The following is a 19,401-nucleotide window of genomic DNA, read 5'->3' on the forward strand; positions in this document are numbered from 1 at the left end:
AATTGACGCCAGTGACCTTTTCAGAGCCTGTGCGTGCGTTAGTCTAAGGCGTGTCAATTATGAATGAAGGAACGCACTATGAACTATGGAAAACTGTCCGCCGCTTTAATTGCCAGCCTGACTTTGGCCGGCTGTGCCAGCCAGCAGATCGGTGAGCAAGCCACTTATACCAGCACTGTCGCTAAAGCCCCGTTAGACATCTCCGCCTCGTTTCGACCCAGCCTATGCAGCAATCAAATAGGCTACCTGGCCTTTTCGGTTAAAAACCCCAGCAGCGAGTTCTATTCCCTAAACAATGCCGAACTGCATCTGCCTGAAGGCCATGAGCAGCAATACCATGTTCTGGCAGGACGAGAGCTGATCGCTTGGGCCGACGCGCAAAACAACCTCAGCTTGCGCAATCAGTACAACACCGATCTTGCCCGCTTGGCTGCCGTTAGCGTGGCCCGCCTAATGGCTGAGAGCGATAACGATACAGTCAGTGCGGTGGGCGCTGGAGTGAGCGCCGCCACTGCCGCCGATATGCTCGCTGAAGAAGCAGAAAAAGCGTCCATTCCCGAAGGCACCAGCTCAAACCACTTATATGAAGAAGCGTTGATGGTGCCGCCAGGCATGGACCGCACTTTCTGGGTGGCCTTACAGGCCAAACCGGATGCACCACTGCTAACCGAAGTCAGCGTTAGCTACACCGATGGCGAGGGAAAAACTCAGCGCTTCTCGGCCGAGCTGAATAAATGGCAGCAATGTGCTTGGCAACAACAGCGCATTGCCGACGTCCGCAAGTGGGGCGCCGCCCATGGCCATATTCGCGTGTCGTACCAATCGAATGGCGCCACCTACTATAAGTCGCACGACTTGCTGGAGGTCGAAGAAAAGTATCGGCAGCAACATGAGATGGCGAGCAGCGAATAAAACGGCTTAGCCGTCTAATCATTGACCCCTTAATAGCGGCTCCTTATATTGACACTGTCAACATCCAAGGAGCCGCTGTTTATGTCCGCTTACCAGTGCTTTCAAGTCGAACACCAAGGCCATATCGCCCACGTTCAACTGTCCCGCCCCGAGCAACTCAACACCATGAACAAAGCCTTCTGGCAGGAGCTGCCTCAGTGCCTGCGCGAGATTGAGGCGCACAGCGATGCTCGTGTGGTGGTGATCTCTTCCACTGGCAAGCATTTCTCCGCCGGTATGGACCTTGCTGTGTTCAGCGACCCCAACGCCGTTCCCATGCAGGGTGACCCTGGTCGCATGGCAGAAAACCTGCGCCGCGTGGTGTTGCAACTGCAGGACTCCCTAAGCGTGCTAGAGCAAGTGCGCTTGCCTGTGTTGGTGGCCATTCAAGGCGGCTGTATTGGCGGTGCGTTAGACATGGTATGCGCTGCTGACTGCCGCTATGCCACAACCGATGCTTATTTCACCATCAAAGAGACCGAGCTGGGCATGACCGCCGATGTCGGCACTTTGCAACGCTTGCCCAAGTTAATTGCACCCGGCGTCGTGCGTGAGCTGGCCTATACTGGGCGCAAATTTGATGCCTTAGAAGCACAACAGCTCGGGCTGGTTAACCGCGTATTCAACGACCAAGAAACCATGCTGGCAGAAGTGATGAAAATAGCCGCGCAGATTGCCGCCAATTCACCGCTGGCAGTGACAGGCTGTAAAGAAATGCTCAACTACAGTCGAGACCACAGTGTTGAAGACAGCCTCAAATACATGGCCACCTGGCAATCGGGCATGTTTCGCCCGGCGGATATGATGAAAAGCTTTCAGGCTAAGGCGAGTAAAACAGAGCCCGAGTATGACGCGTTATTTGCGGTAAAACCGCTGTTTAAATAATTCAGCAAGAGCAGGCAGCAAGCCTGCTCTTGTTATGGCCAGCACTAGGGCACCTCTGAATAATTCGGTGCCCGCTCAAAGAATGCGAACTCTGGTTCGGGACATTAGATTAAAAGCGCACCTGAGCCCCTAAATACAACTCAGCCATCAGCTCGCTGTCGTTGTACTTATTGTCCGACCATTCATACTCTTCCCACCAACGGCTGCGAAGGCGTAAGCCACTATCGAGATAGAAGGTATCACTGGTTTTAACAATAGCGCCAAGCAGCAGAGAGAGGCTCACCCCAACAATGTCACGATCCGCATCATCACGATACTTTTTCGAATCTGCATGCACCCAAGTACCCAAGCCAAAGCCTGCATATGGGCGCCCAGCTCCCGTACCCAGCGGCATTTTCATTTGCAGCTCGGAGCCGTAATACACACTACGCTGGGTTGCCTTATCTGACTTTTGCGAAGTACGGCTGTATTGCAGCTCAATCATAGGGCCTGACTTCAGCTCAGCACCGGCATTCAATCCAAACGCATAACCAGAGTAATCCAAGCTAAACTCATCGCTGTCATGGTGATAACCATCGTCATACTCCCAGTCATAGCTAAGCTGACCAGCATAATAACTAGCATAACCACCAACATAAGGAGACCATTGCTGGGCCTGTGACGCGGGTACTAAAAAGCATGCCAGCACGGCCAGCCATCCCATTTTTTTGTTCAAACGCTTATCCCTATATTCATTAAATAAATAGGCTGGCCGCCGCAGGAGCGGGCACCCCAGTTAGGCGCGGCATTCAACCACAAGCGCCCACAGGATTGAAGCCATCGTCTAAGCTGAAAACTCAATCTTTCTGGGAGAAAGCGCCGTGAGTGAAGGTCCATACCGTTTAGTTACCCGCAGCGACTTTGACGGCTTGGTGTGTGCCGTGCTGTTCAAAGAGCTCGACATGATCGACGACATCCTGTTTGTTCACCCCAAGGACATGCAGGACGGCAAAATTGATATTGATGCCAACGACATCACCACCAATCTGCCTTATGTACCAGGCTGCCACTTATGCTTTGATCACCACGCCTCCGAGCTCAGTCGCAGAGGTGACGAACACCCAGATAACCACATCATTTTTGAAGAAGCGCCCTCGGCGGCACGGGTGGTGTACGACTATTACGGAGGAGCAGCACGCTTTCCGAAAATATCGGCAGAAATGATGGCGGCGGTGGATAAAGCCGATTCAGCGCAGTTCAGCCGCGATGAAATTTTGCACCCCACCGGCTGGGTATTGCTCAATTATTTGATGGACTCACGCACAGGCCTGGGGCGCTTTCGCGAGTTTCGCATCAGCAACTATCAGCTAATGATGCAACTGATCGATTACTGCCGGGACCATAGCATCGACGATATCTTACAGCTGCCAGATGTCAGCGAACGGGTCGAGTTATACAACGAGCACCGTCCACTGTTTGAAGAGCAACTCAAGCGCTGCAGTCAGGTACACAGTAACCTGGTGGTACTCGACCTGCGCCATGAAGACACCATTTATGCCGGTAATCGCTTTATGATTTACGCCCTGTTTCCACAGCAGAATATTTCTATTCATGTCTTGTGGGGGTTAAAGCAACAGAACACGGTATTTGCCATTGGCGGCTCCATCGTCAACCGCAGCCATCAAACGCACATTGGCGATTTGTGTTTGCAATACGGCGGCGGCGGTCACCGCAATGCCGGTACTTGCCAGGTCGATAACGATAAAGCCGCCAATATCTTGCAAGAGTTAATCACCAAGATCACCCAGGACGGGTAAAAGAAGTGGTCGGAGCGAGAGGATTTGAACCTCCGACCCCTGCCTCCCGAAGGCAGTGCACTACCAGGCTGTGCTACGCTCCGATAGAATTAACTATACAAAACCTATTCATCGCGTAAACCATAAGGCAAACAGGTATAAAAAAACCGCCCGAGGGCGGTTTTTTTAACTGCGGCAAACTTAACGCTTGCCCAGTTTTTCGCGGATCTGCTGAATGGTGCGCAGTTGCGCCGCCGCTTCGGCCAGCTGGGTCAATGCACGCGAATAATCGAAATCCGCGCCCTGATTGGCCAGTGCCTGTTCGGCGTGCTTCTTCGCTTCCAGAGCCGCTGCTTCATCCAGGTTGTCTGCCCGTACCGCCGTATCAGCCAATACCGTGACGATATGTGGCTGAACTTCTAGGTAGCCACCGGAGAGATATACGATCTCTTCTGTGCCACCTTGCTTGATGATACGGATCGGACCTGGGTTCAGCGGTGTCAGCAGGGGAGCATGACCAGGCTCAATGCCCAGCTCGCCCATCTCACCTGTGGCAACCACACGCTCAACCAAGCCTGCAAACAGGCTTTCTTCCGCGCTGACAATATCGCAGTGGACTGTCATTGCCATAGTCGTTTCCTCTGTTGCGGTGCGGCCAGCACATTCGTACTGGCCTCAACCAGTTACAGCTTTTCCGCTTTCTCGATGGCTTCGTCGATGGTGCCACACATATAGAACGCCTGCTCAGGCAGGTGGTCGTAGTCACCGTTCAGAATGCCCTGGAAACCACGGATGGTTTCTTTCAGAGAAACGTATTTACCTGGCGCACCGGTAAATACCTCGGCCACGTGGAATGGCTGAGACAGGAAACGCTCGATCTTACGGGCACGGGCTACCAGCTGCTTGTCTTCGTCAGACAGCTCGTCCATACCCAGAATCGCAATGATGTCTTTCAGCTCTTTATAGCGCTGCAGAACACCTTGAACGCCACGCGCACACTCATAGTGCTCGTTACCAATTACCAACGGATCGAGCTGGCGTGAGGTAGAGTCCAGTGGGTCGATCGCTGGGTAAATACCCTTAGCAGCGATGTCACGAGACAGTACAACGGTGGAGTCCAAGTGCGCGAAGGTGGTCGCTGGCGATGGGTCAGTCAAGTCATCCGCAGGTACGTATACCGCCTGGATCGAGGTGATCGAGCCAGTTTTAGTTGAGGTAATACGCTCTTGCAGAACACCCATTTCTTCAGCCAGTGTTGGCTGATAACCCACCGCAGAAGGCATACGACCCAGCAGTGCCGATACCTCGGTTCCCGCTAGGGTGTAACGGTAGATGTTGTCGACGAACAAGAGTACGTCTTTGCCTTCGTCACGGAACTTTTCAGCCATGGTCAGACCGGTCAAAGCCACACGCAGACGGTTGCCTGGGGGTTCGTTCATCTGACCGTAAACCATCGCTACTTTCGAGTTAGGCTTGTTTTCCAGGTCAACAACGCCTGATTCTGCCATCTCGTAGTAGAAGTCGTTACCTTCACGAGTACGCTCACCAACACCCGCGAATACCGACAAACCTGAGTGTGCCTTAGCGATGTTGTTGATCAGCTCCATCATGTTTACGGTTTTACCAACACCGGCACCACCGAACAGACCAACCTTACCCCCCTTAGCGAATGGGCAGATCAGGTCAACAACCTTGATGCCAGTTTCCAGCAGTTCGGTGCTGCTTGACTGTTCATCGAAGGTGGGTGCTTGACGGTGAATGGAAGCACGCTCTTGCTCACCAATGTCGCCACATTCATCAATAGGGCGACCCAGCACGTCCATAATACGACCCAGGGTTTCAACGCCCACAGGTACCTGGATAGGTGCATTGGTGTTAGTGACAGGCAGGCCACGCTTCAGACCTTCTGTCGAGCCCATCGCAATGGTACGTACCACGCCGTCACCCAGCTGCTGCTGAACTTCAAGCGTGGTTTCAGTACCATCAACGGTCAGGGCGTCGTAGACCTTAGGTACGTTATCGCGTGGGCATTCCACGTCGATCACGGCACCGATGATCTGTACGATACGTCCGCTCATATACGGTTCCTCTTAACCTAAATACTTTGCTGCCGGGCTTATACCGCCGCGGCACCGCCAACGATTTCAGAAATTTCCTGAGTAATAGCTGCCTGACGTGCTTTGTTGTACAGCAAATTCAACTCGTCAATCATGCCGCCCGCGTTATCGGTGGCGTTTTTCATCGCCAGCATACGTGCGGCCTGTTCACAGGCATTGTTTTCTACGACACCTTGGTACACCTGTGACTCGATGTAGCGCAACAACAGGCCATCAATGATGGAAGCTGCGTCAGGCTCGTACAGATAATCCCAGGAGTGCTTTCTGTTATCGCTTTCGTCTGCCTCTAGCGGCAGCAGTTGTACGGTTTGTGGTTGCTGCGTCATGGTGTTGACGAAGTGATTGTGCATGATGAATAGGCGATCAATTTTGCCCTCGTCATACGCATCCAGCATCACTTTGACCGAGCCAATCAGGCTGGCCAGTTCCGGCGCGTCACCCAGGTGGTTGGCCGACGCCAGCACATCACCGCCAAAGTTGGAGAAAAACAGGTTGGCTTTCGAGCCAACAGCGCAATAGCTCACATCTACGCCTTTGTCTTTCCACTCTTTGCTTTGCTGTACTAAGCGCTTGAACAAGTTGTTGTTCAGACCACCACAGAGGCCACGGTCGGAAGAAACCACGATAAAACCAACGCGCTTAATATCGCGCTCTTCCAGATATCGGTGACGATACTCGCTGTTGGCATTGGCAAGGTGACCAGCCACTTGGCGGATTTTATCCGCATAGGGCCGGCTCTCTTGCATGCGCAGCTGAGCGCGACGCATTTTACTTACCGCGACTTTTTCCATCGCTGAAGTAATTTTTTGCGTGCTTTTTACGCTCGATATCTGCTCTTTAATCTCTTTTCCGACTGCCATAATTAAGCTGCCTTCAGTTGAGTTAAGCCAGCTGGCGACTCCTTACAGAGACGCCAGCGCCGGACTTACCAAGCCTGAGTGCTTTTGAACTTCTCAATACACTCTTTCAGGCCAGCGGCAATATCATCATTGAAGTCGCCTTTCTCGTTGATCTTCGCCATCAAATCAGCGTATTCGCTGTTGGCGTAAGCGAGCAGAGCAGCCTCGAATGCTTGAATTTTGTCCACTTCAACGTCGCTCAGGAAGCCTTCGTTGGCAGCATAAATCGACAGACCCATTTCGGCCGTCGACATCGGTGCGTATTGACCTTGCTTCATCAGCTCAGTCACTGCGCGGCCGTGTTCCAGCTGCTGACGAGTGGCGTCATCTAGGTCAGAGGCAAACTGAGCGAACGCCGCCAGTTCACGGTACTGAGCCAGAGCCAGACGAATACCACCGCCCAGCTTTTTGATGATCTTAGTTTGCGCTGCACCACCCACACGAGAAACCGAGATACCGGCGTTCATCGCCGGACGAATACCGGAGTTGAACAGGTTGGTTTCCAAGAAGATCTGACCGTCGGTGATCGAGATCACGTTGGTCGGTACGAACGCAGACACGTCACCGCCTTGGGTTTCAATGATCGGCAGTGCCGTCAGTGAGCCGGTTTTGCCTTCCACACCGCTAACTTGCTTAACGTAGTCTGGGTTCACGCGGCAAGCGCGCTCCAGCAGACGTGAGTGCAAGTAGAAAACGTCACCTGGGTATGCTTCACGGCCTGGAGGACGCTTCAACAGCAGTGAGATTTGACGGTAAGCCCAAGCTTGCTTGGTCAAGTCGTCATACACAATCAGTGCGTCTTCGCCACGGTCAAGGAAGTATTCACCCATCGCACAGCCACCGTAAGGGGCCAGGAACTGCATTGCTGCAGGATCCGCTGCACCCGCGGCAACGATAATGGTGTGTTCCAGAGCACCGTGCTCTTCCAGCTTGCGTACTACGTTAGCAATCGAAGATTGCTTCTGGCCGATGGCCACGTAGATACACTTAACGCCAGTGCCTTTCTGGTTGATGATGGCGTCAATGGCCATCGCCGACTTACCGGTCTGACGGTCACCAATGATCAGCTCACGCTGACCACGACCGATCGGCACCATGGAGTCAACGGCCTTGTAGCCCGTCTGCAATGGCTGATCAACGCCTTGACGAGCAATAACGCCCGGCGCAACACGCTCAACAGGCGCTGAGGTGTTGGTTTCAATCGGGCCTTTGCCATCAATCGGGTTACCCAGCGCATCAACAACGCGCCCCAACAAGGCTTCGCCCGTGGGTACTTCCAGAATGCGGCCAGTACATTTGGCGGTTTGACCTTCGGCTAGATCTTTGTAGTCCCCCAGAATAACTGCGCCAACAGAGTCGCGCTCCAGGTTCATGGCCAAGCCGAATACGCCGCCTTCAAATTCAATCATCTCACCGTACATCGCGTCAGCGAGACCGTGGATGCGAACGATACCGTCGGATACAGATACGACGGTGCCCTCGTTCTGGGCTTGTGAAGTCACATCGAGACTTTCGATGCGTTTTTTGATGACTTCACTGATCTCAGATGGATTCAGTTGCTGCATGCATCGTCCCTCAAACTAGGATTTCATCGCTTCGGCTAACTTCGACAGCTTGCCTGTAACGGAGCCGTCGATTACCAGATCGCCCGCACGGATAATGGCACCACCGATGAGTGACTCATCGACTTTGCTGGTCAGTCGTACATCGCACTGCAAACGCTTCTTCAGTGCTGTGACCAGTTTTTCGGCCTGTGCGTCGCTTAATTCCTGTGCCGAAGTCACGACCACATCTACAGTATTCTGCAGTTGCGCCTTGAGCTCCTCGTACAGAGCGGCGATTTCAGGTATCAGCGTCAAACGCTTATTTTCAGCCAGAGCGGCTACCAGATTTTTTGCGGCATCGCTGAGCGCATCGCCACACACGTCGATCAGGGTTTGGCCCTGTTGCGCAGTGGTCAGTGACGGGTGCGTTAACACGACGACCAAGTCGGCATCTTGCGCACAGGTAGCCAACAGCGACAGCTGTTGGCTCCATTGGTCCAGCGTATTGCCTTCCTGTGCCTGTGCAAACACTGCCTTGGCGTATGGCCGAGCGAGTGTTGTTATTTCAGCCATGGCAACCTCGCTTACAGCTCATCGGCCAGCTGATCCAACAAGCGCTGATGCGCCGCTGTATCAACAGACTGACCGAGAATTTTAGCGGCACCCACAGCGGCCAGTTCAGACACTTGCTTACGTAGGTCTTCACGGGCGCGGTTAATTTCGTGCTCGATGTCTGCTTGGGCGGCAGCGACCAAACGCTCGCCTTCCAGACGTGACTGTTCTTTTGCTTCGTCAATAATCTGGCTGGCACGCTTATTAGCCTGCTCGATGATTTCAGCAGCTTGGTGCTTACTTTCACGCAGCTGCTCAGCCGCACGGGATTGAGCCAGCTCCAGATCGCGGGCAGCACGACTGGCCGCGTCCAGGCCCTCCGCAATTTTCGCCTGACGTTCTTGCATCGCACTGACCAGTGGCGGCCATACGTACTTCATGCAGAACCAGACGAACCCAGCGAAGGCAATCAATTGACCAAGCACGGTCAGATTCATATTCACAGTGATTCACCTCTTGCCATGGTTAAAGTAGGTAGAAAGCGACCCCTTAGGGGCGCGCCTACTTATCAGGCTGCAGTCGGTGCTACTACGAAGATCAGGTACATTGCGATACCAACACCGATCATAGGCACGGCGTCCAACAGACCTGCCATGATGAAGGTTTTGGTTTGCAGCTGTGGTGCCAGCTCAGGCTGACGCGCAGTGCCTTCCAGCAGCTTACCGCCCAGCAGAGCGAAGCCAATACCGGTAGCCAGAGCGCCCATACCGATGATGATAGCGGCTGCGATGATTACAAGACCCATGAGATAACTCCTGAAGTTAAGGTTAGTGATTTAAGGTTTAAAGCAGTCTGTTAATACCGTATTAGTGATCTTCATGCGCTTGCGACAGATACACGATCGTCAGCACCATGAAGATAAACGCCTGCAACGGGATTACCAGAATATGGAAGATCGCCCACGGAATGTTCAGCACCCACTGGGCGTAGAACGGCAGCAACGCGATCAAAATGAATACCACCTCACCTGCGTACATGTTACCGAACAAACGCAGCGCCAGAGACAGCGGCTTGGTAAGCAGACCAAGCACTTCTAAGAACAAGTTAAACGGAATGAACAACCAGTGGTTAAAGGGGGTAAACGACAGCTCTTTGGCAAAACCGCCCACGCCTTTGACCTTGATGCTGTAGAACAGAATCAGCAAGAACACGCCAATAGCGACACCAAAGGTACCGTTCGGGTCTGCCGTCGGTACGATTTTGAAGTAAGGTGCGCCCAGCATAGAAGCAATGCCCGGGATGAAATCCACCGGGATCCACTTCAGCGAGTTCATCAGGAAAATCCACACAAACACAGTCAACGCAATGGGGCCAATCATAGGGTTACGACCATGGAAGGTGTCTTTCACCATGCCTTGGACAAACTCGACTACCGATTCACAAATATTCTGCAATGTACCTGGCACACCAGCGGTTGCTTTTTTCGCCGCTCGACTAAACAGCCAAACAAACAAAGCGCCCATGAAAACTGACCAGCCCAAGGAGTCCAAATGTACCGCCATGAACCCCATATCTTTGGCTTCTTGCGAACTTTGAGCGATGGTCCAGGTCGAAGTGGTCAACTCGGTTTCAGTGCCGTCGTACTTATTAACCCGAACATAACCCGCAGGCAACTTGCCGTAGGTAAGGTTTTGCAAGTGGTGAGTAATATACTCTTGTGAGCTATCAGCCATTGTTCACTCTCGATTCCAAAGGTTTAAAAATTTCTCAAGCCGGCTGAGGTCAAATGCCCCAGCTGCACTGTCATAAAGCCTACAAACAGTGCCGGATAATTCAGTGGCTCAACGTGAACAAAAATGACGGCAAAACCACCAGCCGTCAGCATGAACTTCCATGCTTCCCCGCGGTACAGAGACTGCACCATCAGGGGCGTCGAGCGGGCACCGGTGTAGCGGGAAGCACGCCAGATAAGGTAGGCATTGGGCAAGGCGCAGGTTAGCCCTCCCAGCAATGCCGATCTGGCGGCTACATCGCTATGCAGCCAGGCCAACAGCGCAACAAATACGGTCAAAGCCAGCTGCATCAAGATGATTTTGTAAGCCGGCGGGCGCGGTATGGATGACACTCACAGCACCCCAATCTGATTAATTCGTGCGCAGCCCTAATTTGAGGGCGCGGTGATTATATGGGCTGTACAAACGGGCTTCAACAGAAACTGGGGGTAGCGACTAAGTATTTGGTCGCAGGGGAACAATAGGTAAACACAGCAAGGTGCGTTCGCTACTGAGCAACAATCGCACCAAGTTTGGGCAGGTATTATTGGATATGGCTCAAAATGCCCTCCAGCTCATCCAAGCTGGTGTAGTTGATCACCAACTTGCCCTTGCCTTTGTTGCCGTGCTGGATAGCAACATTGGCCCCCAGGCGATCGCCCAGCACTTGCTCTAGGCGCTTGATGTCAGGGTCTGGCGCGGGTTTGCTCGGTTTTTCGGCTGGGCCCTGTTGCAGCTGACGTACTAGGGCTTCGGTCTGGCGCACGTTTAGAGCTTTGGCGACGACGTGCGCTGCCGCCTCGCTTTGTTGACCGCCTTCAAGAGCCAGCAAGGCACGGGCATGGCCCATATCGATATCGCCGTGTTCCAGCAGCCGTTTCACGTCGTCATTCAGATTGGTTAGACGCAGCAGATTAGCCACAGTGGCACGGTTTTTACCCACGGCTTCGGCCACCTCCAACTGGGTCAGCTCAAACTCCTGCTGTAAGCGCTGCAGAGCCTTGGCCTCTTCCATCGGATTAAGATCTTCGCGCTGAATGTTTTCGATCAGCGCCATGGCGATGGCGGCTTCATCTGTTACCGTGCGAATCAGTGCCGGGATGGTATCTAGGCCTGCCATTTGACAGGCTCGCCAGCGGCGTTCGCCAGCAATCAGTTCAAACCGCTGCTTGCCCGGCAGGGGCCTAACCACGACCGGCTGCATTAAACCTTGGGCTTTAATCGAAGCAGCCAGTTCTTCTAGCGCTTCTGGCTGGATATCGCGGCGTGGCTGGTATTGGCCGGGCTGCAGCCACTCCACCGGTAGGCGACGCAAGGTACCGTCGACAGGGGTTTCACTGTCTTCCAATGTTGGCGCTGCGGCCACTTGCTCGGCGCTAATGCTGGTCTCGGTCGCTGCCTTAGAGCCTGCCATCAGGGCATCCAAGCCGCGGCCTAAGCCTCGTTTTTTCTTTACCATGAGTGCTCAGAAATCTCGTTATCGCCTGGGTTGCTCAGGCATTTTCAGTTGCAGGTTGGGCGCGTCGGCTCAGCTCTCCCGCTAGCGCTAAATAGGCCATAGCGCCACGCGAGGTTTTGTCATACACCAGTGCCGGCAAGCCATAACTCGGCGCTTCAGCCAGACGTACGTTACGTGGAATCACGGTGCTGTAAACGCGGTCGCCAAAGTGCTCAATCAGCTGGTTAGACACATCTACCGTCAGGCTGTTACGCGGGTCGTACATGGTACGCAGCAAGCCTTCAATTTCCAGTGCTGGATTAGCAGAGTTTTGCAGCGATTCAATGGTCTGCATCAAGGCACTTAAGCCCTCAAGCGCGTAATACTCGCATTGCATCGGGATCATGACGCCATGAGCAGCCACTAGGGCATTTAAGGTCAGCATGTTAAGCGATGGCGGGCAGTCGATAACAATGAAGTCGTAATCTGGGCGCACCTCCGCCAGCGCCTCGCGCAAGCGACTTTCACGGCGGTTCATATCCATCAGCTCGACCTCGGCAGCCGTCAGGTCGGCATTGGCGGGCAAGACATCAAAGTGGGCCGCGTCTGAGTGCACAATGGCGGCTGCCGTACGGCACTGGCCAGTTAGCACGTCGTAAAGTGACAGCTCCAGATCGTGCTTGTCTATTCCAGCGCCCATGGTGGCGTTGCCCTGTGGGTCCATATCGACCAGCAAGGCGCGTTTTTTGGTCGCCGCTAGGGATGCGCTGAGGTTGACGGCGGTGGTGGTTTTGCCGACGCCGCCTTTTTGATTGGCAATAGCCAGTATCTTGTTCACGCTGTCCGTCCTGTCGTTGTCTGCTTCAACCAGGGTCATGCGCTCACCTGCGTCGGCCGCAATTGCAGCAAATGACGCTCGGCGTCGACACCCGGAATCTGCACGGCATGGGATTCGACCACTTCGAAGCGATTTTCCAGCTCGGTGATTTCCTGATCTGGATATTGCCCTTTCATGGCCAGGAAGCAACCCTCAGGCGCGCATAAATGCTGACACCAGTGCGTCATATCATACAAAGAGGCAAACGCTCGGCTAACGATCATATCGAACGGCTGCGCTGGTTTATAGGCTTCAACGCGATCGTTAACAATGCTGACGCGATCCAGCTTAAGGCTTGTTTTCGCTTGGAATAGAAAGCGGGTTTTCTTGCCATTGCTATCGAGCAGGGTGAAGTCTTTGTGCGGATTCATGATCGCCAGCATAATGCCCGGCAGCCCAGGGCCGGTCCCCACATCAATGATGCGCTGTGCCTCTCCTAAATGATTGTGCACCGCTAGGCTGTCTAACAAATGCAGCGCCACCATATCGGCCGGTTCACGAATGGCCGTCAAATTGTAGGCTTTGTTCCATTTAAGCAATAGCTGCAAGTAATCCATCAGCTGTTGTTGCTGTGCTGCTGTCAGCTCTATGCCCAACGCTTGGGCACCACTGGTTAGTTGGCGGGTTAAGGCGTCCATCAACTCGGATTCCGCTGGTGAAAAGCGGCAATACTAACACACTGCCGCCAGCGGCAACCTGTGGCATGGCTCTCATCCTGCATTCATCAAAACTATCAATAGCATAACCAAAGCCGCATAGGCGACTCTGCCTAGGCTGAGTATGCTGACGTTTTACCAGTGTCAGAGCCTATTATGTCGCCGTCCTCCAACTCCAGCTGGGGTCCCATTCTTGCCGCCGCCGTGTCGCTGGTGCTCGTACACGGCATGGGCCGCTTTGTTTATACCCCCTTGCTACCCTTGCTAGTTGAGGATGGCCTCATCACGCTTGGCCAAGCCGCTAGCTTGGCGAGCTGGAATTACGTCGGCTATCTCGCTGGCGCTATGTTGGCGCTGTGGTTGTTTCAGCGGCGCATGAGTCACAGAGGCTTGCTGATGTCGATTATCGCCAGCGCTGGCATCACCCTGCTGCAAACTCAGACGGAGCATTACGAGACCCTCCTCTGGCTGCGACTGCTCAACGGCATCAGTAATGGCGTGGTTTTTGTGCTGGCACCGGCACAGGTGCTGGAGTGGCTAGTACGCCACAACAAAGGCCATTTAAGCGGCTTAATGTATTTAGGCGTGGGCGTCGGTCTGTTGAGTAGTAGTGCCTTGGTGGATGCCACCCCCATGCTCAGCGGAGCCGATCGCTGGTGGCCAGCCGCCTTGGTGGCGATTCCTTTGGCGGCCTGGAGTGGCTGGTATCTGTATCGTTTACCCGCCGCACATCCTGCCAGTGAGCAACAGCAACGCCCAGCACTGCTGGATCGCGCCAGCCTACCCTTATTTGCCGCCTACGCTGGTGCCGGCTTGGGCTACATACTGCCAATGACCTTTTTACCGGCGGTATCGCAGCAGTGGCAGTTGAGCATTCAGCCCAGCGCTTGGCTGGTAGTGGCATTGGCCTCATTGCCATCAACTTGGCTATGGAATCACCTCGGTGCGCGCCTAGGCGATAAACCAGCCTTACTAGCCAACTACGCCCTGCAAGCGGCAGGTGTGGCGGCCTTATTGTGGTTCGATCACAGCTTGACCGGCTTGTGGCTGTGCGCCGCATTAGTGGGTGGGACTTTTTTAGGCTCAGTGTTATTAACTCAGCGCCTGGCTCGCCAGCTACATCCGCATCAAGGGCCGCGTTTGAGTGCCGCATTAATTGCCCTCTACGGCTTCACTCAGCTACTTGGCCCCTGGCTAGCACGCCTGGGGCTAGAACATGGCATGGAGCTTTCATCGACCTTTATTGTTGGGCTAGCGGCCTTAGTGTGGGCTTGGCTATTAATGTGGTGGGTACCGGCAGATGCCAGGAGCTAGGGCTATCGCGTTATAAAAATGGAAGCTGACGGCATGAATACGGTCATCTCACAGCCGCCTTACCTACCGGCTTAGAGCAACAGCCTGGTTCATGCCGTGAGGTCAATGCAGCCGTCACCGCACTCAGGTAAAGTGCGCGGCTTTTCTGTATCGGGTTCTTTCGCTTATGCCTGCGCCTCATCCGCTGTCTCAATGGGCTGAAACCAGCCTGCAACCCCTGATTAAACTGATTCGCTACCAGCTATGGGCACAGATACTTCTGGCTCTGGCGCTGGGATTGGTCGTGGGCACTTGGCTGTCACCGGAAGGCGGCCGGGCTGTCAGCCCAGAGCTGGCTTACAGTTTGGCGGAATGGATCAAGCTGCCCGGCACGCTGTTTTTGAACCTGATCCAAATGGTGGTGATCCCCCTTGTCATCAGCTCGATTGTGCTCGGTGTGAGCAGCGGCAGTGAAGGTGACGCCCTGCAACGCTTAGGCATTCGCATTGCCCCCTATTTTGTCTTAACCACAACAGTGGCAGTCACCATCGGCATCAGCCTGGCGCTGTTGATTCAGCCGGGCAATTACGTCGACGTCGACGCTTTGATGTCCAGCACACCTGTCGCTGCAAACACGGATACCGCTGTTAGTGCGCGTGCCTCGCTGCCGCAGCATATATCGAATCTGATCCCCACCAATGTCACTCGCGCCATCAGTGAGCAGAGCATGCTGCAGCTGGTGATTTTTTCGATTTTTGTCGGCCTAGCCTTGGCCAGCATTCCACGCAAGCGCATCGCCGCGTTACGCGATGTAGTGGAAGGCGTGCAGGAAGTGTCGATGAAGGTGGTGAGCTGGGCCATGCTGCTGGCACCCTATGCGGTGTTTGGCCTGATTGCTGACATTGCCATTCGTGTTGGCTTGGATGTACTTCTCGGCATGTCGGCCTACGTCGGCACAGTCATTTTGGGCCTGTTTAGTTTGTACTTGAGCTACTTGCTGATCATTAAAGTGCTGGCGCAGCGTTCGGTCATCCAGTTTGCTAAAGCCATTCGCCCGGCGCAGTTGCTGGCGTTTTCTACCTCCAGCTCGGCGGCGGTGATGCCATTGTCATTGCAAACGGCGCAGCAAGATCTGCAAATAGACGAAAGCACCGCGCGTTTTGTTATCCCCTTGGGCGCCACTATTAATATGGACGGCACAGCGCTATATCAGGTCATTGCCGCCGTATTTCTGGCTCAGGTGTTTGGCGTGGAGATGGAGCTGCATCAAATCATTTTGCTGGCGGTGACCACGGTTGGCGCTTCCATTGGCTCACCATCGACGCCCGGCGTGGGTATCGTTATTCTGGCGACAGTATTGACCAGTGTCGGTATTCCCGCTGAGGGCATCGCGCTGATTTTAGGAGTCGACCGCATCCTCGACATGTGTCGTACCGCGGTTAACGTCAGTGGCGATTTGGTCGCCTGCTGTGTCATGCAGCGCTGGGTCTAAGGAGAATTCATGCTGTCTGCGCGCCATTGGCTAACCAGCCTTAATGTTCAAATTTTGCTGGCCGCCGTGATCGGCCTGGCATTGGGTTATGGTCTGAACGGCCTAGCCGATGATTCAACGCTGAAAACAGAAGTCTTGTATTGGGCCAATATCGTCGGGCGATTTTTTATCGACCTGCTGAAGATGATATTAATTCCGCTGATCTTCACCTCGATTGTGGTCGGCATTGCCAGTCTGCAAGCGCACCATCAAGCCGGCAAAGTGTGGCGCTACGCGCTGTTCTTTTTTGCCTTGTCGATGCTGTGCGCCATGGTGCTGGCACTGGTAATGACGGCTTGGGTCAAACCGGGTGGCGATTTACAACTGACGATGTTTGCCGATGCCATGGCGCAGTTTGAAGCCAAGCAAATGAGTGGCGGCGAGTTTTTTGCGCAAATTCTGCACAGCCTGTTTTTAAACCCAGTCGCTGCTATGGCCCAGGGCAAAATCTTGCCCGTGGTGGTGTTTGCTATTTTTCTTGGCATTGCCCTGGTGCAGCACAGCAAGCATAAACCCGACAGTCCGCGTACTTTATTGTCGAGCCTGCAAGAACTGCTAGCGCTGCTGATGCTGATCGTTAACTGGATTATGCGCATAGCGCCGCTGGGCGTGTTGGCCTTGCTCACCAAGTTGATGGCCACTCAAGATATGAATCTGCTGGCCACCATGGCCGAGTTTATTGTGCTGGTGTTTGCCATCACCATTATTCATGGCGTGGTCATATTGCCTGGCTTGATGTATTTGTTTACCGGTCGCAAGCCGCTGTGGTTCTGGCGCGCGACCCGACCAGCGCTGATCACTGCCTTTGCCACCAGCTCCAGTGCCGCCACCTTGCCGCTGAGTTTGCGCTGCGCCGAGCAAGGCTTAGGGGTCAATAAAGATGTTGCCGGTTTTGTATTGCCGGTCGGTGCCACCATGAATATGGATGGCACGGCGCTGTATGAAGCCGCCGCTGCTTTGTTTGTTGCCTACTTAGTAGGTGCAGATTTAACCATTGCCCAGCAAATTGTGGTGATGCTGACCGCCATGGTGGCCTCCATGGGCGCACCCGGCATTCCCAGCGCTGGCATGGTCACCATGATTATGGTGCTACAGGCCGTGGGGCTGCCTGCTGAGGCCATTGCGATTTTGCTGCCAATTGATCGCATTCTCGACACCATTCGCACCGCCGTGAATGTTCAGGGCGATTTAACTGCGGCAGTGGTGGTGGATCATCAGCTGAATAAAGGCAGCATTCAACTTAGAAAGGGCCCCTAAAGCGATACCCAGCCATTCTGCAGGCCTTTGGCAATGGCTTGGGTGCGGTTGCTGACTTCCAGTTTGGCTAGCAAAGCCGATACCTGATTGCGCACTGTGCCTTCGGCCTTAAAAATGCGCGCGGCTATATCGCGGTTAGATAAACCCTCTGCCATTAGGCTTAACAAGGCAGTTTCGGCCTCATTCAATACGATTGTATCGGCCGCATCTGAGCGCTGCTTACTCAGCGCCTTGAGAGTAAGTTCAGGCTGTAGCGCCAGCTCACCATTAGCCACCCGTTCAATGGCCTGAACCAGCACCTCCAGCGAGGTATCTTTTAGCCAATAACCACGCGCGCCGGCGTGCAGGGCATCGGCCATTAGCTCGGCATCATCGAAGGTGGTTAACACCAAACAAGCTGGAACCGACTGGCCGTTATTCTGTGCTTGCTGTAAAGCTCGCAACACACTGAGGCCGTCTCCTTCCGGCATGCGCATATCCAAAAGAATGACATGGGCCTCTACGGCACCTTGCTGAAAACGCTGCAAAAAAGCATCGCCACCGCTGTCTTGGCCGCATACCGTCACATGCTCACTCATGCTCAGCAGCGCCGCCAAGCCGTCGCGCACCAATTGCTGGTCGTCGACCAGGTGAATACTAATCGTCAAACCCCGCCTCCACGATCAAACCCTGCTGCGTCATAACGGCGCGAAACTGCCCATTCAGTGCCACCACCCGCTCATTCAAGCCGGTTAATCCATTGCCATACAAGGGGGTAGAGCCGACAAGATCCAAGTCTAACGCCTGTTCGCTTTCGACGATACGCAAGGTCAGACGGTCGTCATTGCTAGCAATGCGAATCCATAACTGCTCAGTAGTGCTGTGCTTTAACGCATTGGTAATGGCCTCTTGGCAACAGCGCAACAGGCAATGAGCCAATTTGGCTTGCGCCAGTTTGGCATCGGGCTGGATATCGAGATGCACGGTGACGCGCGGTAAGTGCTGGCATAAGTCGCGCAAAGCACTGGCCAAATCGATATCGCTGTGGCGCTTGTCGCTCACCACTTGGCGGATGGTGGCTAGGCTGTCGCGTGCCTGTTGATAACACTGCTCTAACCGCTGTTGCAGCGCTTCATTATCGCTTTGCTGGGCCTGACGGCGAGCGACATCCAGCTGCAAAATCAAACTGGTGAGCTGGTGGCCGGCTTGGTCGTGTAGCTCACGCGCTAGGTGAGTGCGCTCGTCATTGGCAATGGTTTGACTCAACAGCGCTTGCGTACTGTGCAGTTCGGCGTGGCTGAGCTGCAATTGCTCGCGCTGCTCACGTTCCTGATCCAATTGCACACTCACTACCCAAGCAAAACCATGAAAGACGCCGAATAGCAGTACGATAAGACCCAGCTCAGGGTTGTGCCAATACAGCCAATGAGTGACAGCAAATAGCAGCATGACGGCGCCAGCAAACAGAGCGCTCGCACGCTGCCCTAAACAAGCCGTGGTAATCGAGGTCAGCATAATGCTGTAAACCAGATAGATAGTGCTGATCGATTGCAGCATTAACGCGGCCAACACAAAAGCCGCTATCACCAGAATGCCAGCACGTAAGCGACGCTGATTCCAACTGCGCTCATTGAGCAGCAATAACGTACACAGCAGCATCAGCCCATGCAGCATGCTCTCCAGCAGCCAAGGCTTATCTTGCGCTGTTAAGTGCATTAATCGCGGCGTTGCCACCACCGCCACAGTCGCCAAACACAGCAGCAACCAAACCGGCGTAAAAAACCAGTAACGAGTGTTCAGTAATTGGTTTAAACGGGACACTGAGCGTACGCCTTGCAAGGGAGTGCTGACATCGTGACGTGGCTTGGCGGGCGA

Annotated in this window: 21 protein-coding genes and 1 tRNA gene; 6 read left to right on the forward strand and 16 right to left on the reverse strand. The window is 54.1% G+C overall.

The window, feature by feature from the left end; all coding sequences use genetic code 11:
* Positions 1-78: 78 nt before the first annotated feature.
* Positions 79-912, forward strand: a complete 834-nt coding sequence (locus IE090_RS15665) for a hypothetical protein (protein WP_189389809.1) — start codon at positions 79-81, stop codon at positions 910-912.
* Between the two features lie 81 nt (positions 913-993).
* Complete coding sequence (locus IE090_RS15670; RefSeq protein ID WP_189389811.1) at positions 994-1,836, forward strand: crotonase/enoyl-CoA hydratase family protein; 843 nt, start codon at positions 994-996, stop codon at positions 1,834-1,836.
* Between the two features lie 109 nt (positions 1,837-1,945).
* On the opposite strand, the gene IE090_RS15675 is transcribed toward IE090_RS15670, so the two are convergent.
* The gene (locus IE090_RS15675; RefSeq protein ID WP_189389812.1) at positions 1,946-2,551 is read right to left on the reverse strand and encodes an outer membrane beta-barrel protein; all 606 of its coding nucleotides are present in this window, start codon (positions 2,549-2,551) and stop codon (positions 1,946-1,948) included.
* A gap of 145 nt (positions 2,552-2,696) precedes the next feature.
* On the opposite strand from IE090_RS15675, the gene IE090_RS15680 reads away from it, so the two are divergent.
* A complete protein-coding gene (locus tag IE090_RS15680) occupies positions 2,697-3,632 on the forward strand; it encodes a DHH family phosphoesterase (protein ID WP_189389815.1) in 936 nt (311 codons plus the stop codon).
* Between the two features lie 6 nt (positions 3,633-3,638).
* Here IE090_RS15680 and IE090_RS15685 read toward each other — a convergent pair.
* The 13 genes from IE090_RS15685 to rsmG all read right to left on the reverse strand — a co-directional run bounded on the left by IE090_RS15685 (position 3,639) and on the right by rsmG (position 13,448).
* A tRNA-Pro gene (locus IE090_RS15685) sits at positions 3,639-3,715 on the reverse strand.
* 97 nt (positions 3,716-3,812) lie between these two features.
* Complete coding sequence (locus IE090_RS15690; protein ID WP_189389817.1) at positions 3,813-4,241, reverse strand: F0F1 ATP synthase subunit epsilon; 429 nt, start codon at positions 4,239-4,241, stop codon at positions 3,813-3,815.
* Positions 4,242-4,294: 53 nt separating this feature from the next.
* On the reverse strand, positions 4,295-5,689 hold the full coding sequence (gene atpD / locus IE090_RS15695; RefSeq protein WP_189389818.1) for a F0F1 ATP synthase subunit beta: 1,395 nt from the start codon (positions 5,687-5,689) through the stop codon (positions 4,295-4,297).
* A gap of 38 nt (positions 5,690-5,727) precedes the next feature.
* Positions 5,728-6,588 (reverse strand): F0F1 ATP synthase subunit gamma, encoded by an 861-nt coding sequence (gene atpG / locus IE090_RS15700; protein WP_189389819.1) that lies wholly within the window; start codon positions 6,586-6,588, stop codon positions 5,728-5,730.
* Between the two features lie 65 nt (positions 6,589-6,653).
* Positions 6,654-8,192, reverse strand: coding sequence for a F0F1 ATP synthase subunit alpha (gene atpA / locus IE090_RS15705; RefSeq protein ID WP_189389821.1), 1,539 nt, complete (start codon positions 8,190-8,192; stop codon positions 6,654-6,656).
* A 15-nt stretch (positions 8,193-8,207) separates the two neighbouring features.
* Positions 8,208-8,744 (reverse strand): F0F1 ATP synthase subunit delta, encoded by a 537-nt coding sequence (locus IE090_RS15710; protein ID WP_189389823.1) that lies wholly within the window; start codon positions 8,742-8,744, stop codon positions 8,208-8,210.
* An 11-nt stretch (positions 8,745-8,755) separates the two neighbouring features.
* Positions 8,756-9,226, reverse strand: a complete 471-nt coding sequence (locus IE090_RS15715; RefSeq protein ID WP_189389825.1) for a F0F1 ATP synthase subunit B — start codon at positions 9,224-9,226, stop codon at positions 8,756-8,758.
* A gap of 65 nt (positions 9,227-9,291) precedes the next feature.
* A complete protein-coding gene (atpE, locus tag IE090_RS15720; RefSeq protein ID WP_189389827.1) occupies positions 9,292-9,528 on the reverse strand; it encodes a F0F1 ATP synthase subunit C in 237 nt (78 codons plus the stop codon).
* Positions 9,529-9,589: 61 nt separating this feature from the next.
* Positions 9,590-10,456, reverse strand: coding sequence for a F0F1 ATP synthase subunit A (gene atpB, locus IE090_RS15725; RefSeq protein ID WP_189389829.1), 867 nt, complete (start codon positions 10,454-10,456; stop codon positions 9,590-9,592).
* 23 nt (positions 10,457-10,479) lie between these two features.
* Positions 10,480-10,848, reverse strand: a complete 369-nt coding sequence (locus tag IE090_RS15730) for an ATP synthase subunit I (protein WP_189389831.1) — start codon at positions 10,846-10,848, stop codon at positions 10,480-10,482.
* 191 nt (positions 10,849-11,039) lie between these two features.
* A complete protein-coding gene (locus IE090_RS15735; protein WP_189389833.1) occupies positions 11,040-11,954 on the reverse strand; it encodes a ParB/RepB/Spo0J family partition protein in 915 nt (304 codons plus the stop codon).
* A gap of 34 nt (positions 11,955-11,988) precedes the next feature.
* Positions 11,989-12,771 carry a ParA family protein gene (locus IE090_RS15740; protein WP_189389912.1) on the reverse strand — a complete coding sequence of 261 codons (783 nt, stop codon included), beginning with the start codon at positions 12,769-12,771 and terminating at the stop codon, positions 11,989-11,991.
* Positions 12,772-12,806: 35 nt separating this feature from the next.
* Positions 12,807-13,448 carry a 16S rRNA (guanine(527)-N(7))-methyltransferase RsmG gene (gene rsmG / locus IE090_RS15745; RefSeq protein WP_189389835.1) on the reverse strand — a complete coding sequence of 214 codons (642 nt, stop codon included), beginning with the start codon at positions 13,446-13,448 and terminating at the stop codon, positions 12,807-12,809.
* Between the two features lie 174 nt (positions 13,449-13,622).
* Here rsmG and IE090_RS15750 point away from each other — a divergent pair, with 174 nt between their 5' ends.
* From IE090_RS15750 to IE090_RS15760, 3 genes are all read left to right on the forward strand, one after another.
* Entirely contained in the window at positions 13,623-14,780 is a 1,158-nt protein-coding gene (locus tag IE090_RS15750) for a YbfB/YjiJ family MFS transporter (protein ID WP_189389837.1), read from the forward strand.
* 166 nt (positions 14,781-14,946) lie between these two features.
* A complete protein-coding gene (locus IE090_RS15755) occupies positions 14,947-16,251 on the forward strand; it encodes a dicarboxylate/amino acid:cation symporter (protein WP_189389839.1) in 1,305 nt (434 codons plus the stop codon).
* Between the two features lie 9 nt (positions 16,252-16,260).
* Positions 16,261-17,547, forward strand: coding sequence for a dicarboxylate/amino acid:cation symporter (locus IE090_RS15760; RefSeq protein WP_189389841.1), 1,287 nt, complete (start codon positions 16,261-16,263; stop codon positions 17,545-17,547).
* On the opposite strand, the gene IE090_RS15765 is transcribed toward IE090_RS15760, so the two are convergent.
* A complete protein-coding gene (locus IE090_RS15765; protein WP_189389843.1) occupies positions 17,544-18,194 on the reverse strand; it encodes a response regulator in 651 nt (216 codons plus the stop codon). The two genes, IE090_RS15760 and IE090_RS15765, sit on opposite strands and share 4 nt — an antisense overlap.
* The gene (locus IE090_RS15770; RefSeq protein ID WP_189389845.1) at positions 18,184-19,347 is read right to left on the reverse strand and encodes a sensor histidine kinase; all 1,164 of its coding nucleotides are present in this window, start codon (positions 19,345-19,347) and stop codon (positions 18,184-18,186) included. The genes IE090_RS15765 and IE090_RS15770 overlap by 11 nt, the downstream gene beginning before the upstream one ends.
* Positions 19,348-19,401: the final 54 nt, after the last annotated feature.

It is taken from the genome of Bacterioplanes sanyensis (assembly GCF_014652515.1).
Taxonomy (GTDB): domain Bacteria; phylum Pseudomonadota; class Gammaproteobacteria; order Pseudomonadales; family Oceanobacteraceae; genus Bacterioplanes; species Bacterioplanes sanyensis.